This is a genomic window from Curtobacterium sp. MCLR17_039 (assembly GCF_003234745.1).
GTDB classification, from domain to species: domain Bacteria; phylum Actinomycetota; class Actinomycetes; order Actinomycetales; family Microbacteriaceae; genus Curtobacterium; species Curtobacterium flaccumfaciens.
Window position 1 is genome coordinate 294129 of record NZ_QKTF01000005.1, and the last position, 15641, is coordinate 309769.

General features: G+C 70.6%; 12 protein-coding genes. 7 read left to right on the forward strand and 5 right to left on the reverse strand.

All coding sequences use genetic code 11. The annotated features are described in order from the left end of the window. Window positions 1–147: 147 nt before the first annotated feature. Together DEJ00_RS08720 and DEJ00_RS08725 are read left to right on the forward strand one after the other, a co-directional pair. Window positions 148–2049 (forward strand): amino acid transporter, encoded by a 1902-nt coding sequence (locus DEJ00_RS08720; protein WP_231495623.1) that lies wholly within the window; start codon window positions 148–150, stop codon window positions 2047–2049. Continuing rightward, entirely contained in the window at window positions 2046–3053 is a 1008-nt protein-coding gene (locus DEJ00_RS08725) for a DMT family transporter (protein WP_111057052.1), read from the forward strand. The genes DEJ00_RS08720 and DEJ00_RS08725 overlap by 4 nt, the downstream gene beginning before the upstream one ends. Window positions 3054–3139: 86 nt before the next feature. Here DEJ00_RS08725 and DEJ00_RS08730 read toward each other — a convergent pair whose 3' ends face one another. Continuing rightward, window positions 3140–4822, reverse strand: a complete 1683-nt coding sequence (locus tag DEJ00_RS08730) for a long-chain-fatty-acid--CoA ligase (RefSeq protein WP_071246596.1) — start codon at window positions 4820–4822, stop codon at window positions 3140–3142. Window positions 4823–4917: 95 nt separating this feature from the next. Between DEJ00_RS08730 and DEJ00_RS08735 the strand changes: the two genes are divergently transcribed. Next, entirely contained in the window at window positions 4918–5844 is a 927-nt protein-coding gene (locus DEJ00_RS08735) for an oxygenase MpaB family protein (protein ID WP_110864492.1), read from the forward strand. 82 nt (window positions 5845–5926) lie between these two features. Here DEJ00_RS08735 and DEJ00_RS08740 read toward each other — a convergent pair whose 3' ends face one another. The 4 genes from DEJ00_RS08740 to DEJ00_RS18250 all read right to left on the reverse strand — a co-directional run bounded on the left by DEJ00_RS08740 (window position 5927) and on the right by DEJ00_RS18250 (window position 9755). Continuing rightward, a complete protein-coding gene (locus tag DEJ00_RS08740; protein ID WP_027464628.1) occupies window positions 5927–6916 on the reverse strand; it encodes an aldo/keto reductase in 990 nt (329 codons plus the stop codon). After that, window positions 6913–7479, reverse strand: a complete 567-nt coding sequence (locus tag DEJ00_RS08745) for a TIGR03086 family metal-binding protein (protein ID WP_111057053.1) — start codon at window positions 7477–7479, stop codon at window positions 6913–6915. Before DEJ00_RS08745 ends, DEJ00_RS08740 begins: the two co-directional genes overlap by 4 nt. Before the next feature lie 697 nt (window positions 7480–8176). Continuing rightward, a complete protein-coding gene (locus DEJ00_RS08755; protein WP_027464630.1) occupies window positions 8177–8737 on the reverse strand; it encodes a YceI family protein in 561 nt (186 codons plus the stop codon). A 109-nt stretch (window positions 8738–8846) separates the two neighbouring features. Beyond that, window positions 8847–9755, reverse strand: a complete 909-nt coding sequence (locus DEJ00_RS18250; protein ID WP_146247919.1) for a hypothetical protein — start codon at window positions 9753–9755, stop codon at window positions 8847–8849. 417 nt (window positions 9756–10172) lie between these two features. Between DEJ00_RS18250 and DEJ00_RS08770 the strand changes: the two genes are divergently transcribed. The 4 genes from DEJ00_RS08770 (at window position 10173) to DEJ00_RS08785 (ending at window position 15396) form a co-directional block, all read left to right on the forward strand. After that, window positions 10173–11177 (forward strand): aldo/keto reductase family protein, encoded by a 1005-nt coding sequence (locus DEJ00_RS08770; protein WP_111057056.1) that lies wholly within the window; start codon window positions 10173–10175, stop codon window positions 11175–11177. Between the two features lie 216 nt (window positions 11178–11393). Beyond that, window positions 11394–11891 (forward strand): GtrA family protein, encoded by a 498-nt coding sequence (locus DEJ00_RS08775; RefSeq protein ID WP_231495612.1) that lies wholly within the window; start codon window positions 11394–11396, stop codon window positions 11889–11891. After that, on the forward strand, window positions 11888–13411 hold the full coding sequence (locus tag DEJ00_RS08780; RefSeq protein ID WP_111057057.1) for a glycosyltransferase: 1524 nt from the start codon (window positions 11888–11890) through the stop codon (window positions 13409–13411). Before DEJ00_RS08775 ends, DEJ00_RS08780 begins: the two co-directional genes overlap by 4 nt. Further along, the gene (locus tag DEJ00_RS08785) at window positions 13408–15396 is read left to right on the forward strand and encodes a glycosyltransferase family 39 protein (protein ID WP_071246609.1); all 1989 of its coding nucleotides are present in this window, start codon (window positions 13408–13410) and stop codon (window positions 15394–15396) included. The genes DEJ00_RS08780 and DEJ00_RS08785 overlap by 4 nt, the downstream gene beginning before the upstream one ends. The last annotated feature ends 245 nt before the right edge of the window (window positions 15397–15641 follow it).

Below are 15641 nucleotides of genomic sequence, written 5' to 3' on the forward strand. Positions count from 1 at the left end.
GCTCCGTGCGCCGGGCTGTCCAGGTGTGCACGGGGGTCACCCGGACGGCTTAGCATCATCCACGTGACCGCGACAGACGCCGAGCGGGCCGCCCAGCGCGACGCCACCGAGCAGCCCCTCGACCGCAGCACCCGCCTGCGCCGGTGGATGCTGCACGGGGCCGACCAGGGCGCCTCGCACCAGGGCCCGCACCAGGTCGAGGTCGAGAAGACCCACCCGTGGTGGCGGGTCATGTGCCTGACCGGCGTCGACTACTTCTCCACCCTCGGGTACCAGCCCGCCATCGCCGCGCTCGCCGCGGGTCTGCTGTCGCCGATCGCGACGATCGTCCTCGTGCTCGTCACGCTGTTCGGGGCACTGCCGGTCTACCGCCGGATCGCCCACGACAGCTTCCGGGGCGCCGGGTCGATCATGATGCTCGAGAAGCTCCTGCCGTGGTGGGCGGGCAAGCTCCTCGTGCTGGTGCTGCTCGGGTTCGCCGTGACGGACTTCATGATCACGATGACCCTGTCGGCGGCCGACGCCACGGCGCACATCGCCGAGAACCCGTACACGCCGCACTGGTTCACCGAGATCCCGGTGCCGCTCACCCTGGCGCTGCTGCTCCTGCTCGGCATCGTGTTCCTGCGCGGGTTCAAGGAGGCCATCGGCATCGCGGTCGGGCTCGTCGCGGTGTTCCTCGCCCTGAACGCCGTCGTCATCATCGTCGCCCTCTGGCACGTGTTCGAGAACCCGATGGTGGCGAGCGACTGGTGGTCCGGGCTGACGGCACAGCACAGCAACCCGCTCGTGATGGTCGGCATCGCCCTGATCGTGTTCCCGAAGCTCGCGCTGGGGCTCTCCGGCTTCGAGACCGGCGTCGCGGTGATGCCGCAGGTCCGCGGCGACGCCAGCGACGACACCAGCGACCGACCCGAGGGCCGGATCCGCGGCACCAAGCGACTGCTGACCGTCGCGGCGCTCATCATGAGCTCGTTCCTCATCACGTCGTCGATCGTGACGACGTTCCTCATCCCGCAGCGCGAGTTCCAGCCGGGCGGCGGTGCGAACGGCCGTGCCCTGGCGTACCTGGCGCACGAGTACATGGGCGGGGTGTTCGGGTCGATCTACGACTTCTCGACCGTCGCCATCCTGTGGTTCGCCGGCGCGAGCGCGATGGCGGGGCTCCTCAACCTGGTGCCCCGGTTCCTGCCCCGCTACGGCATGGCACCGCAGTGGGCGCGTGCGGTGCGTCCCCTCGTGATCATCTTCACGCTCATCGCGTTCGTCATCACGATCATCTTCCAGGCCGACGTCGACGCCCAGGGTGGCGCCTACGCCACCGGCGTGCTGGTGCTCATCACGAGCGCAGCGGTCGCGGTGACGCTGTCCGCGCGCCGCAAGCAGCAGCGCAAGCGCACCATCGCGTTCGGTGTCATCTCGGTCGTGTTCGTCTACACCACGGTCGCCAACGTCATCGAGCGGCCCGACGGCGTGCGGATCGCGGCGATCTTCATCATCGCGATCGTCGTGGTGTCGCTCATCTCGCGCGTGCGGCGTTCGTTCGAGCTCCGGGCGTCGTCGATCGAGCTCGACGCGACCGCCCGGCAGTTCGTCGAGGCCGACGCCGACCAGTTCAGTTCGGTCTGCATCATCGCGAACGAGCCCGGTGCCGGCACGGCCGAGGCGTACCGGGCGAAGGGGCGCGAGGAACGCCGCGACTCCGGCATCCCGGCCCGCGTGCCGACGATGTTCCTCGAGGTCCTGCCCGCCGACTCGTCCGACTTCGAAGAGGACCTGGTGGTCGAAGGCCACGTCATCCACGGGTTCCGCGTGCTCAAGGTCCGCTCCGGCAACGTCCCGAACACCATCGCTTCGACGCTCCTCGCCATCCGGGACCTCGCCGGGGTGGTGCCGAGCATCTACTTCGAGTGGAACGAGGGCAGCCCGATCCGCAACGCCCTGCGCTTCGTGTTCACCGGCGCCGGCGACGTCGCCCCCGTCACGCGCGAGGTCCTGCGCGAAGCGGAACCCGAGGTCAACCGACGGCCCAGCGTCCACGTCTCGTGAGTCACGGACCGGGCGCGGGGCGTGCCTCCAGGCCCGTCGGCGGCCTGGCGGCGATCGCGGTCGCCGCTGCGGTCTGGGGCACCACCGGGACCGCGACGCACTTCGCGCCCGGTGTGCCGGCGTTCGTGTTCGGTGCGGTCACCTTCGGGCTCGGCGGCCTCGTGCTCGCCGCGACCGCGGGCCGGGGCACGCTGCGTGCCGTCACGCAGGGCCGGACCCGCGGCTGGGCACTGCTCGGGGCCGCATCGCTCGTGGTCTACGCGGTCGCGTTCTACGCGGCCCTCGCCGACGCCGGGGTCGCGCTCGGCACCACCCTGGCCATCGGGTCCTCGCCCGTCTTCGCCGGCCTGGTCGAGTGGGTCGCCGACCGCAGACGTGTCACCCGTCGGTGGGTCCTCGCCACCCTGGTGAGCGTGGTCGGCATGGTCGTCGTCACCCTCGCGCGCTCCGAGCTCGGCGGCGGCGGGCGGTCACTCGCGGTCGGCGTCGGCAGCGCCCTGGTCGCCGGTCTGACGTACGCGCTGTACTCGTGGGCGGTGGCGCGGGGGATGCACGCCGCGACGAGCCGGATGCCGATCGCCGTCGTCCGCGCGGAGTCCGACAGCATGCGCGTCGGCGGGGACGTCGGGGTCGCGGCCGCACGGGCTGCCCGCGGACCGAACGAACGCGGGCTCGTCGGCGCGGTGTTCGGGGTGGCCGCGGTGCCGCTCGTCGTGCTCGCCGTGGTGGCGGGCGGGCCGTTCCTGACCGACGCCGACAACTGGCCGGTGTTCCTGTACCTGGCGCTGGTGCCGACGGTCATCGGACACTCGCTGTACGCGCTCGGGCTCCGGACGGTGACCGCGTCGGTCGCGACGCTGCTGTCCCTGCTCGAGCCCGTCGTGGCCGCGGTGCTGGCGGTGCTCGTGGTGGGGGAGCGCCTGGGGACCGGCGGATGGGCCGGGATCGTGCTGGTGGTGGCCGGGCTGTCCGTGCTGGCGCTGCCCGCGCGGCGCGCCAGCTGACCAGCAGCGGCGCGCCAGCTGACCAGCAGCGGCGCATCCGTTGACCAGCAGCGGCGCCCGCGTGTCAGCCGACCCGGAGCCGCCGGTCAGCCGTCCAGGATCTGGTCCCGCACCTTCCGCCGCAGCACCTTGCCGATCATCGAGCGCGGCAGGTCCTCGACCACGACGACCCGGCGCGGCACCTTGTACGCCGCCAGGTGCTCGCGCGACCAGGCCCGGAGCGCGGCCCCGTCGAACGTCGCGGGGTCCTTCGGCACGACCGCGGCGACGACCTGCTCGTTGCCGCCCTGCGTGATGCCGACGACCGCGACCTCCTTGACGCTGGGGTGCTTCAGCAGGGTGTCCTCGACCTCGGACGGCGACACGTTGAAGCCGCCGGTGATGATGAGTTCCTTGAGACGGTCGACGATCCGGACGTACCCGTCGGCGTCGATGGCCACGATGTCGCCGGTGCGGAACCAGCCGTCGGGCGTGAAGACCTCGTCGGTGGCCTCGGCCTTGCCCCAGTAGCCGCGGAACACCTGCGGGCCACGGACCTGCAGTTCGCCGGGCTCGTCGATTCCGAGCACCTTCGTGTCGTCGTCGGGGTCGACCACCCGCGCCTCGGTGGAGGACAGCGGCAGGCCGATCGATCCGAGTCGACGCTCGGGGGAGACCGGGTTGGCCATCAGGACCGGGGAGCACTCGGACAGGCCGTAGCCCTCGACCAGGTAGCCGTCGGTCCGGGCCTCCCACGGTTCGACGATGTCCTGCGACAGCGGCATGGCACCGGAGATGCCGATCTCGATGCCCTTGAGCGACACCTTCGCCGAGTCGGCCGCGTGCTGCAGCCGCGCGTAGATCGGCGGCACGGCCGGCAGGAACGTCGGCGGATGGCGCTTGATCGCCGTCAGGACCAGGGCGGGGTCGAACGCGGGGAAGAGCACGAGCCGCGAGGCCATGCTCATCGCGAAGGTCAGGCAGAGCGTCAGGCCGTAGGCGTGGAACATCGGCAGCACCGCGTACACGACGTTGTCGCCGCGGCGGATCTGCGGCACCCACGCCCGGGCCTGCGCGGCGTTCGCCAGCAGGTTCCGGTGGCTCAGCACCGCGCCCTTCGGCGTCCCGGTGGTGCCGGACGTGTACTGGATCAGCGCGACGTCGTCGGTGGCCGGCCGCGGGTGCCGCTTCGACAGCTTGCGGGTGTCGGCGAGGTCGTCCCACTTGACCGTGCCGCGCACCTTCGCCGTCAGCTTCGCGCGGGACTCGCGGGCCTTCGCGACCGGCAGCGCCAGGGCGAGCCGGGTGCTCCGGGGCATGGCCCGGGTGATGTCGACCGAGACGATCGCGTCGAGGTGCACGTCGGCCGGGAAGTCCTGCAGCGTCGCGACGGACTTGTCCCACGCGATGGCGACCTTGGCGCCGTGGTCCTCGAACTGGTGGCGGAGTTCCCGCGGCGTGTACAGCGGGTTGTGCTCGACCACGATCGCGCCGAGCCGCAGCACCGCGTAGAACGCCACGATGTGCTGCGGGCAGTTCGGCAGGACGATGGCGACGCGGTCACCCGCGCCCACGCCGAGCTTCCGCAGGCCGTTCGCCGCGCGGAGGATCTGCTCCTCGAGGTCGGCGTAGCTCGTGGTGCGCTTGAAGAACTCGAGGGCGACCTGCCTGGGGAACTTCCGGGCCGACTGCTCGACCAGGTCGTACAGGGAACCACTCTGTTCCTCGATGTCGTGCGGGACCCCCGGGGCGTACGAGGCAAGCCAGGGACGAGGCGTGTCGATGCTCACCCGACCCAACCTAGTGGGCCACCCCCGTGCACGCTGGGAGGGCCACTTTGCGCGATGGCACCCCCACACCCAGGTGACGGACGGAACATGACGACATGTCCACTGTCTCCGACGTCTTCCGGTCCCGCCTCAACCAGACGTTCACGGGCGGTTCGACCGGCACGGAAGCCTGGATGGACGACCTGGAACACGGCACCGACGCGGGCTTCTTCGGTCCGGGCTCCGCCACGTGGGCGGTGCACGGCGGGAGCCACGGCATCGTCGCCGGCGTGCGGGCACTGCTCGTCCAGGCGCTGCACCCCGGCGCGCTCGCCGGCGTCGCCGACCACTCCCGGTACCGCGAGGACCCGTTCGGTCGCCTGGCGGGCACCAGCCGGTGGATCGCCACGGTCACGTACGGCGACCGGCAGACCGCCCGCAGCGGCAGCGACTGGGTGCTCCGGCTGCACGAGCGCGTCCGTGGGCAGTACGTCGACGCGCACGGCACCACCCGTCCCTACGCGGCCAACGACCCGGACCTGGCACGCTGGGTGCACCTCGCCTTCACCGACGCGTTCCTCCGCGCCGCCCAGCGCTGGGGCGGCCCGATCCCCGGAGGCGCGGACGCCTACGTGCGCGAGTGGGCCGAGGCCGGACGGCTCATGCGCATCGTCGACCCGCCCGAGTCCGAGGCGGAGCTCCGTGCCCAGATGAACGGGTACCTCGACCGGGGCGAACTCCTGGTCGACTCGCGCACCCGAGACGTCGTCCGGTTCATCAAGGACCCGCCGCTGTCCCGCCTGCTGCGACCCGGCTACCGCGCCGTCTTCCAGGGAGCGGTGTCCACGCTCGACCCGCGGCACCGCTCGCTCCTCGGCCTCCGTGCGCCGATCGTCGGCCCGGTGGAGCTGCCGGTGGTCCGCACCACGAAGCTCGTGCTCGACGGGATCGGTGCGGTGCTCGACGACCAGACCGGGTCCGAACGAGCCGCGCGGCGGCGCATCGCGCGCCTGCAGCGCGCTGACGGCAGCGCGGTCGCCTGACCACGGCCGTCACCGCGACCACCTGACGGACGGGAGGCACGGTGCCAGCTGGCACCGTGCCTCCCGTCCGCTCGTGGGGGCGTCAGAAACCCGACGGTACCCGGGGCGTGTACGCGGACTCGAGTCGCGTGACCTCGTCGTCGGTGAGCGTCAGCGACGCTGCGGCCACCGCGTCGTCGATGTGGTGCTCCTTCGTCGCGCCGACGATGGGCGCGGAGACCGCGGGCTTGCCGGCGACCCAGGCCAGGGCGACCTGCGCCATCGGGACGCCGCGCTCCGTGGCGACGGCCTCGACCGCGTCGACGATCGCGCGGTTGGCATCCTCGTCCTGCTTGTAGAGGGTCTTGCCGAACTCGTCGGTCTGCGCGCGCGAGCCCGACCCGGAGGCGTCCCAGGGGCGGGTGACGCGGCCGCGGGCGAGGGGGCTCCACGGGATCACGCCGACGCCGGTGTGCTCGCAGAAGGGGAGCATCTCGCGCTCCTCCTCGCGTTCGAGCAGGTTGTACTGGTCCTGCATGCTCACGAACTTCGTCCAGCCGTGGCGCTCGGCGGTGTGCTGCATCTCGGCGAACTGCCACGTCCACATGCTGCTCGCGCCGATGTAGCGCGCCTTGCCGGCCTTCACGACGTCGTGGAGGGCCTCCATGGTCTCCTCGATCGGCGTCACCGGGTCGAAGCGGTGGATCTGGTACAGGTCGACGTAGTCCGTGCCGAGCCGGGTCAGGGAGGCGTCGATCTCGTGCATGATCGCCGCGCGGGACAGCCCGGCGCCGTTCCGGCCGGGACGCATCCGGTTGAAGACCTTCGTGAAGACCTGGACGTCCTCGCGCGGAGCCAGCTCGGCGAGGAGCGTGCCGGTGATCTCCTCGCTGCTGCCGTCCGAGTAGACGTTCGCGGTGTCGAAGGTCGTGATGCCGGCCTCGAACGCGCGGCGGACGAACGGGCGGGCCTCGTCGATGCCGACGCTCCAGGCGTGCGAGCCCCGGTCCGGGTCGCCGTACGACATCATGCCGAGGACGACGCTGCTGATCTCGAGCCCCGAGTTGCCGAGGCGTTTCGTGTCGGTGGTCATGCCGTCACTCTGGCATCGCGGCCTGTGACGGCGAGCAGGCGGACCTGGAGCGGGGAGTCCTCGGTGACGTCGACCGGGGGTGCGTACAGACCGGTCGCGGCCAGGTCCTCGATCTGCGGCTCGAAGTACTCCCACACGGCGCGGACGAGCTCGTCGGGCAGGGACTCCTCGGTGCCGGTCGCCCGGGCGAGGTCCCACGTGTGGATCGTGATGTCGCTCGTCTGCTCGGTGAGGTACTGCGCGGCGGGCACGACGTCGGTGCTGAGGTGCACGGGGGTGTCCTGCGGGGCGTTCCGCCAGGCGTCGGTGGCCGAAGTGGCGAACCGGTGCCACTCGGCCACCAGGTCGTCGCCGATCGGCTCGAGGTCGGCCTGGGCCTGGGCGTAGTCGCACCCGGTCAGGAGCTTCGGGATCCAGCGCTGCTCGTCGACGACGTGGGCGACGAGGTCGCGGGTGGTCCACTCGGAGTCGGGGGTGGGGGCGTCCCAGTCGGTGACGGCGGCGACGCGGCGGCCGAACTCGGCTGCCGCGAGGGCCTGCATCGCGATCCAGTCGGTGGCCATGGTGGTGCTCCTGTTCGTCGTGCGGGCGTGTGCGCTTGGTGCAACTCGGGGTCGGGAGTGTGGATTCCCCTCGCTGTTGTCGTACGTGCCAACGTTACGCGGGGGCGGCGCTCGGCCGTCGCTCGTCCGCTCGTCCCCGCTGGTGCCCTTGCTCTGCCTCTGCCTCTGCGTCTGCGTCTGCCTCGCGCTTGGTGCCCCTCCGCGCGCCCCTGCGCGCGAGCCCCTGCGCGCGAGCGCCCCTGTGCGCGAGCCCCTGTGCGCGAGCGGGCGAAATGCCGCACTTCGTCCCCGCCGTGTCCCGGGCATTCCGCCCGTCCGGCCGCGCTTCCGATCTCCGCCGGGGTCGCTCGCACCCGGCGCTCGGGTCCTTGCGCCAGCGGGCAAAATGTCAGGCGCGCCACGGGGGCCGACATGGTGTTTCGCCCGCTCGCGGGCGTGGGCGTGGACGTGGGCGTTGGCGTGGGCCTGGATGTGGGCGTGATTGCTGGGATCGGCCTCGACTTCGGCCCCGGCATCGGCGAGCGGGTGGAATGCCCGACGAGCCAGGACGAAGCTCCGGGGTATTTCGCCCGCTCGTGGTCGGGGGACCGGCGCGGGCAACGAAGAACGCCCCGACTCCGTGCGGAGTCGGGGCGTTCTTCTCGGGTTCGGGGAGTGACGCTCGGTACCCTCAGTCGGGCATTGCGTCAGAGGTGGCTCAGGCCGCCTGGAGGACGAACTGGACGTCGAGGTTGATCGTGACGTCGTTGCCCAGGGTGAAGCCGCCGGCCTCGAGCGCCGCGTTCCAGTTCACACCGAACTCGGTGCGGTCGATCTTCGTGGTGGCCTCGGCGCCGAACTTGACCTGGCCGTAGCCGTCCGTGGTGAAGCCGCCGAGCTCGGCCTTGAGGACGACCGGCTTGGTGACGCCGCGCAGGGTCAGGTCACCCGCGATGTGCAGGTCGTCGCCCTTCGCCTCGATGCTCGTGGAACGGAAGGTCAGCTGCGGGTGCTCTTCGGTGAGGAAGAAGTCGCTCGTCTTGAGGTGCTGGTCGCGCTGCTCCTGGCCGGTGTTGATCGACGCGACGTCGATGTTGGCCTCGACGGTCGACTCGAGCGGGTTCTCGGCGGTGACGACGGTGGCGTCGAACGTCTCGAACTTGCCCTTGACCTTGCTGATGGCGAGGTGGCGGACCGAGAAGGTGACCTCGGAGTGGGTGGGGTCGATCTTCCAGGTGCCGGTCTTGTAGCCGGGAACGGTGTCAGCGGTGAGCGTCATGGTGGTCCTTCTTCCGAACGAGAGTCTGCGGTGCGACGCGTTCCATGCGCCTGCATCGAGTTGATACTACGACAGTGTGCACCGTTTTGGTTGAAGCGTCAACCATTGTTCACCCAAGTGTCGCAAACCGCGTGTCGTGAGCTCCTCTGGCACCGACCTCGAGCAGCCGCCGGACGCGGTGCACGAAACGCTCGACCCCATGACCGAGGTCGTCTGCTGTTGCTCTGACGAGCCACCAGTCGACGTCCTTCAGATGCTCGCCGCGCGTGAGGTCCTTTCGGAAGCTGGCTGGATCGGTGCGGTGTAGATCGCTCTCGTACTCGATCGCGACCCTGGCATCGGGGTAGGCGAGATCCACACATGCGATCCACTGCCCGTCGACGACGACATCGTGGTTGAGCGCCGGTTCCGGGAGTCCGCGGCGGATGAGTGCCAGCCGTGTCCGGGTCTCTCCGGGGGACCGAGATCCCCTCCGGATCTCATCGAGCGCGAGGCGGAGCTTCACGATCCCGCGGATGCCACGTCGTCGTCGGACGGCCTGCGCGAGTTCATCGAGCGTCGTCCAGCCGAGCCACCCCACGAGTGCATCGCCCGCGACGATGAGTTCGTCGAGCGTCAGCATCGAGCCCAGCGCGACGAACGTGTCGGCCGGAGTGGTCAGTGGCACTCCTCGTGCGATCGTCGCGCGGACTGATCCGTACCGAGCCCGGTGGCCGACCGTGCCGCGAACCCGGAGCGCTTGATCGGTCCCGATCGTCGTGACGTGCAACCGCTGGTCGCGTTCGAGACGTCTGGGCAGCGGGACGCCGATGATCGCTGCGGCGGTGACGTGGCTGAACACCTGATCGGGGCGGAGCCGAGGAGCGAGCGCTCTCGCACGTTCATCCACGGACACCGGTGGGAACGCTGATCGGATGCCGTGGAACGGTCGGATGAGATCGCGAGCGTCGAGTCGGCCACGCGAAACGCCTCGGTGCAGCGCATCGCGTACTCGGAACGAAGCGTCGCGGAGTGCCATCGGGAGTCGCCGTCTTGCGGTCATCTCCACAGCGTGACGGCGAGCCGGTCTTGCGGACGTGAGTCGGGCCTCCTTTGTGGATGGCTGGCCCGCTTTCACCGCTGTGGAGGGATGGTTGCTTCCGCCAGCGGGCGAAACACCGTGCCGGCTGCCTGGCTGCACGGCGGTGTTTCGCCCGTTCGCGCGGCCCGCTCACCGACAGCTCTGGACCCGCTGTTCCGGACCCGCTGCACGGAAGCCGATGCCGGGGTCGCCCGAGGCGAGCAGGCGAGCGGGCGACATGTCCGGGTGTGCCGTCGGCGGCACTCTGGCATTTCGCCCGCTCGCGCGCCCAGCCCCGCGCCCCCGCCCACCCCGGCCCCGACAGGCACTCGCGGGACCCCTCACGTGCGCGCTCACTCCAGTAGCGTCGGGACCATGGAATTCAGGTACCTGGGCAACTCCGGACTCAAGATCTCCGAGATCACCTACGGCAACTGGCTGACGCACGGCTCGCAGGTCGAGAACGACGTCGCCACCCAGTGTGTGCGGGCAGCGCTCGACGCCGGCATCACCACGTTCGACACCGCGGACACGTACGCCAACACCGCCGCCGAGACCGTCCTCGGCGAGGCGCTCAAGGGCGAGCGGCGCCAGTCCCTCGAGGTCTTCACGAAGGTCTACTGGCCGACCGGCCCGAAGGGGCACAACGACGTCGGCCTCAGCCGCAAGCACATCATGGAGTCGATCAACGGCTCGCTCGAGCGACTGCAGACCGACTACGTCGACCTCTACCAGGCACACCGCTACGACTACGAGACCCCCCTCGAAGAGACGATGCAGGCCTTCGCCGACATCGTCCGCCAGGGCAAGGCGCTCTACATCGGCGTCAGCGAGTGGTCCGCCGAGCAGATCCGCGCCGGTGCCGCACTCGCCAAGGAGCTCGGCTTCCAGCTCATCTCGAACCAGCCGCAGTACTCGATGCTCTGGCGCGTCATCGAGGGCGAGGTCGTCCCCGCCTCGAAGCAGCTCGGCCTGTCGCAGATCGTCTGGTCGCCCATCGCGCAGGGCGTGCTGACCGGCAAGTACAAGCCGGGGCAGCCCCTGCCCGAGGGCTCGCGAGCCACGGACGAGAAGGGCGGCGCGGACATGATCAAGCGGTTCATGCGCGACGAGGTCCTCGAAGCCGTGCAGCGCCTGCAGCCCGTCGCCGACCAGGCCGGCCTCACGCTGGCGCAGCTCGCGATCGCGTGGACCCTGCAGAACGACAACGTCGCGAGTGCCATCGTCGGCGCCTCGCGTCCGCAGCAGGTCACCGACAACGTCAAGGCCGCCGGCGTCAAGCTCGACGCGGACGCCCTCGCGGCGATCGACGAGGCACTCGGCGACATCCCGGAACGGGACGCGTCCAAGAACGTGTCCCCGTCGTCGCGCCCCGCGTAGACGCAACCGACCGACGGACGGGAGGCCCGGTGCCAGCTGGCACCGGGCCTCCCGTCCGTCGTGCCCGCCCCATGACCACCGCAGCTGACGGATCGTCAAGATGAACGGCATGTGTCGCGCATCTGGCAGGGGCCTGGCAAATCGCGTACCCCGCCCAAACCACCCGTCCGCGTCCCCCGAATCGGGGGCATGACCCGAACTCATACCCCCGTTCTGGTGTCACCCGACACCGGTGCGGTGCGGACCGTGCGCCCTGGCACGGTCCCGCGCCTGCTCGCCACCGCGAGGCAACTCGCGTCGTTCGGCACCATCGGTGCCGTCTGCTTCGTCATCGACCTGGGCGTCTACAACCTGCTCCGCGCCACCGTCATGTCGGACGGTCCCATCGCCGCGAAGATCGTGTCGGCCATCGTGGCGACCTCGATCGCGTGGATCGGCAACCGCTTCATCACCTTCCGTGCCCAGCGCCAGACCGGCCGCCGCGAGACCGTCCGCGAGGGGTTGCTCTTCGCTGCCACGAACCTCGTCGGCCTCGGCATCGCCGCTGCCTGCCTGTTCGTCTCGCACTACGTCCTCGGCTTCACGTCCACCCTCGCCGACAACGTCGCCGGCAACGGCGTCGGCCTCGTCCTCGGCACCGCGTTCCGGTTCGCCGCGTACAAGGCCCTCGTCTTCCGGTCCACCGACACACGTCCGAAGGGGTTCCCCGAATGACCATCTCAGCCGTGTTGCTGACGGCCGCAGGGCCGCTGCTCCAGCCCGACAACGACACCGGGACGACGGGGGACGTCCCGAACCGAGGAACCACGGACGTGCCGACGGGAGGCTCGGGGCAGCTCCCACAGGCCGCCTGGTCGCTGGGCGAGTGGCTCGGCTACTCGACCCTCATCGCCCTCTCCGTGCTGCTCACGATCATCGCGTTGACCACCCTCTGGTGGATGCTGCACGCCTGGCGCTCCCGGGACGCGCTGAAGTCCACCAGCTTCAGCCAGACCCCGCGTCCGGCGACGCACCGGTTCACGCTCCTGGTGCCCGGTCGGCACGAGCAGGACGTGATGGGGCAGACGCTCGACATGCTCGCGACCCAGGACCACCCCGACTTCGAGATCATCGCGATCGTCGGGGAGGACGACCCGGAGACCGACGCCGTCGTGCGTGCGGCGGCGGCTCGGCACCCCTCCCTGATCAAGGTCGTGGTGGACGACACCCTGCCGAAGAACAAGCCGAAGGCGATGAACCTGGCGCTCCAGCACGCGACGGGTGACATCGTCGGGGTGTTCGACGCCGAGGACGAGGTCTACCCGCGGCTGCTCTCCCTCGTCGACTCGCGGTTCCAGGAGACCGACGCCGACGTGGTGCAGGGCGGCGTCCAGCTGATGAACTTCACGTCGAGCTGGTGGTCGCTCCGGAACGTCCTGGAGTACTACTTCTGGTTCCGCTCGCGCCTGCACTTCCACGCCGGGTCCAAGTTCATCCCCCTCGGGGGCAACACCGTCTTCGTGACCCGCTCCCGCCTGGAGTGGTCGAACGGCTGGGATGCACACTGCCTCGCCGAGGACTGCGAACTCGGCGTGCGGCTCTCCGCCGACGGCGCGAAGGTCGTCGTCGCCTACAGCCCCGAGGCCGTCACCCGCGAGGAGACCCCGCCGACCTTCGCCTCGCTGCTCAAACAGCGCACGCGGTGGAACCAGGGCTTCCTGCAGGTGCTGGGCAAGGGGGAGTGGAAGAAGCTGCCGTCCTTCCGGCAGCGGTTCTTCGCCCGCTACATGCTCACGATGCCGTTCATCCAGGCGGCCACCGGGCTGCTCATCCCGCTGAGCGTCCTGATGATCCTGTTCGTCAAGGTGCCGACGGCGATCGCCCTCGTGTCGTTCGTGCCGGTGGCGCCGACGCTCATGCTGCTCGCCGTCGAGATCGTCGGGCTGAACGAGTTCGGTCGTCTGTACGGCGAGAAGGTCCGGTTCCGCGACTACGTGCGGCTCGTGCTCGGCCTGGTGCCGTACCAGGTGTTCCTCGCCGCCGCGGCGGTCCGGGCAGTCGTCCGGCACGCCAAGGGCCAGAACGGGTGGGAGAAGACCGAGCACACCGGCCAGCACCGCACCGGACAGGTGGTCGGCTTCGCCTCGGACCTGGACGGATCGGGCGCAGCGTCGTCCGCGGGCGCAGCGTCGTCCGCGGGCGCAGCGTCGTCCGATCGTGCGTTCGCCGGCACCACCACGGGAGGCACCCGATGACCGCCAGCATCACCGACACCACGGGCATCCCGATCCGTGGTGGCACCACCGCGCACCGGGCCGGCGTCGGGGCGTGGTTCCGCCGGCACGCGGCCAGCCTGACGTGGTTGCTGCCCGTCGTCGCGGTGACCGTGCTCGTCCAGGCCTGGAACATGTCGGGCACACCGCAGCGCATCGACGACGAGGGGACCTACACCGCACAGGCGTGGGCGATCACGAACCTCGGCGAGCTCACCCACTACACGTACTGGTACGACCACCCGCCGCTCGGATGGATCCAGATCGCCGGGTACACCGGGTTGACCGGGGCGTTCGCGCGGTACCCCTTCGCGGTGGAGGCCGGGCGCGAGGCCATGGTGTTCTTCTCCGCCGTCTCGAGCATCCTGCTGTTCGTCCTGGCCCGCCGTCTCGGTGCCGGACGGATCACGGCGGCCGCGGCCGGACTCGTCTTCGCGCTGTCACCGCTCGCGCTGCAGTACCACCGCACCGTGTACATCGACAACGTGGCGACGCCCTGGCTGCTCGCCGCGTTCGTCCTCGTGCTGAGCCGTCGCCAGCAGCTCGCCGGGTTCGCCGGTGCCGCTGCCTGCCTCGGCATCGCCGTGCTGTCCAAGGAGACCTACCTGCTCGCACTGCCGTTCCTGATCTGGATGGCCGTGCGTCGCGCCGACAAGAGCACCCGCCGGTACACGCTCAGCGTCGCCGGGGCCGTGCTCGTGCTGATCGGCGGCGGGTACCTGCTGCTCGCCGCGGTGAAGGGCGAACTCGTGCCGGGCAACGGGCGAGTCAGCCTGTGGGAGGGCGTCACTTACCAGCTCGGGTCGCGGACCGCTTCCGGATCCGTGTTCGACGGGGGCAGCCTGGCGAACGAGGCGGCCGCGCAGTGGTGGGCACTCGACCCGGTGTTCATCGTGCTCGGCTCGGTCGCGGCCGTCGTCGGGCTGTTCCTGCGACGGGTCCGACCGATCGCCGCGATGCTCGTGTTCCTGCTCGCGGTGATGTTCCGGCCGAACGGGTACCTGCCGGTGCCCTACGTCATCATGCTCATCCCGTTCGCAGCGCTCCTCGTCGCGTACACCGTCGAGCGTGCCGTCCTGACGATCGCCGGTCGGGTCCACACCCGGGGCCGGTTCGGCCCGAGGGCACGGCGCGGCCTCGGCATCACCTGGGCCGTCGTCGCGGCTGCGGCCCTCGTCGTCGCGGTGCCGCTGTGGGGGACGCAGCTGCGGGGCTTCCTGCTGGGCAACCTCGACCTGCCCATGCAGCAGGCCGAGCAGTGGGTGGGCGACAACGTGCCGAAGTCCTCGCGTCTGCTGGTCGACGACGCCATGTGGGTCGACCTCGTGGACGACGGCTTCGCCCGGAACAACGTCGTCTGGTACTACAAGCTCGACACCGACGGAGCAGTGGAACGGCAGTCCCCGAACGGCTGGAAGGACTCGGACTACGTCATCACGACGGACTCCATGCGCACCGGCGGCAACTCGTCCACCGACGTCCGACAGGCGATCGAGAACTCCACGGCCGTCGCGACCTTCGGCACCGGTGACCAGCAGGTCGAGGTCCGCCGGATCCATGCCGAGGGAGCCAGCGCCGCCGAGACGGCGATCACCCGGGCCACCGACGTCCGGAAGACCCTGGGAACCGAGCTCGCGTCGAACCCGGCCCTGCGTGCGGACGACGGCACGAAGTCGCAGTTCCGTGCCGGACAGGTCGACTCGCGGGCGATGATCGCGCTCGGACAGGTGCTCGCCGACCAGGACGTGCGGGTCGACCGGTTCACCCCGCGCACCGGGGAGACCGGCCAGCCGTTCCGCACCGTCGTCCTGCACACGAGCGACGACGCGTCGGCAGCACGGGTCGCTCGGACCTTCGACGCCATGTCCCAGGCGTTCCGGCCGGACTCGGTCGAGCGTGAGGGAGCACGGCTCACGGTGACGTACACCCCGGCCGACCCGACGACGACCGCGACGAGCGCCTCGTGACCCCCGATCGCTCGGCCGCGCCGGGGCTGGAGCTGGTGCTGTTGCTGGGCGAGCGGGCGAAATGCCCGGAGGGCTCCGGCGCTCACCCCGGCATTCCGCCCGCTCGCCGGATCGGCCGCGGAACCGCTCCCCGCGAACACGTCGGGGCGGAACGCCCGCTGGACGAGCGGGCGAAATGCCCGGGGGACTCCGGCGCACACCCTGGCATTCCGCCCGCTCGCGCGGCGGCCCGGATGACAACCCCA

Bases quoted from the DNA above. Each gene is read 5' to 3' on its own strand.
- DEJ00_RS08720 (WP_231495623.1), top strand. From the start codon at position 148: ATGCTGCACGGGGCCGACCAGGGCGCCTCGCACCAGGGCCCGCACCAG.
- DEJ00_RS08735 (WP_110864492.1), top strand. From the start codon at position 4,918: ATGTCCACTGTCTCCGACGTCTTCCGGTCCCGCCTCAACCAGACGTTC.
- DEJ00_RS08740 (WP_027464628.1), bottom strand. From the start codon at position 6,916: ATGACCACCGACACGAAACGCCTCGGCAACTCGGGGCTCGAGATCAGC.
- DEJ00_RS08745 (WP_111057053.1), bottom strand. From the start codon at position 7,479: ATGGCCACCGACTGGATCGCGATGCAGGCCCTCGCGGCAGCCGAGTTC.
- DEJ00_RS08755 (WP_027464630.1), bottom strand. From the start codon at position 8,737: ATGACGCTCACCGCTGACACCGTTCCCGGCTACAAGACCGGCACCTGG.
- DEJ00_RS18250 (WP_146247919.1), bottom strand. From the start codon at position 9,755: ATGGCACTCCGCGACGCTTCGTTCCGAGTACGCGATGCGCTGCACCGA.
- DEJ00_RS08770 (WP_111057056.1), top strand. From the start codon at position 10,173: ATGGAATTCAGGTACCTGGGCAACTCCGGACTCAAGATCTCCGAGATC.
- DEJ00_RS08780 (WP_111057057.1), top strand. From the start codon at position 11,888: ATGACCATCTCAGCCGTGTTGCTGACGGCCGCAGGGCCGCTGCTCCAG.
- DEJ00_RS08785 (WP_071246609.1), top strand. From the start codon at position 13,408: ATGACCGCCAGCATCACCGACACCACGGGCATCCCGATCCGTGGTGGC.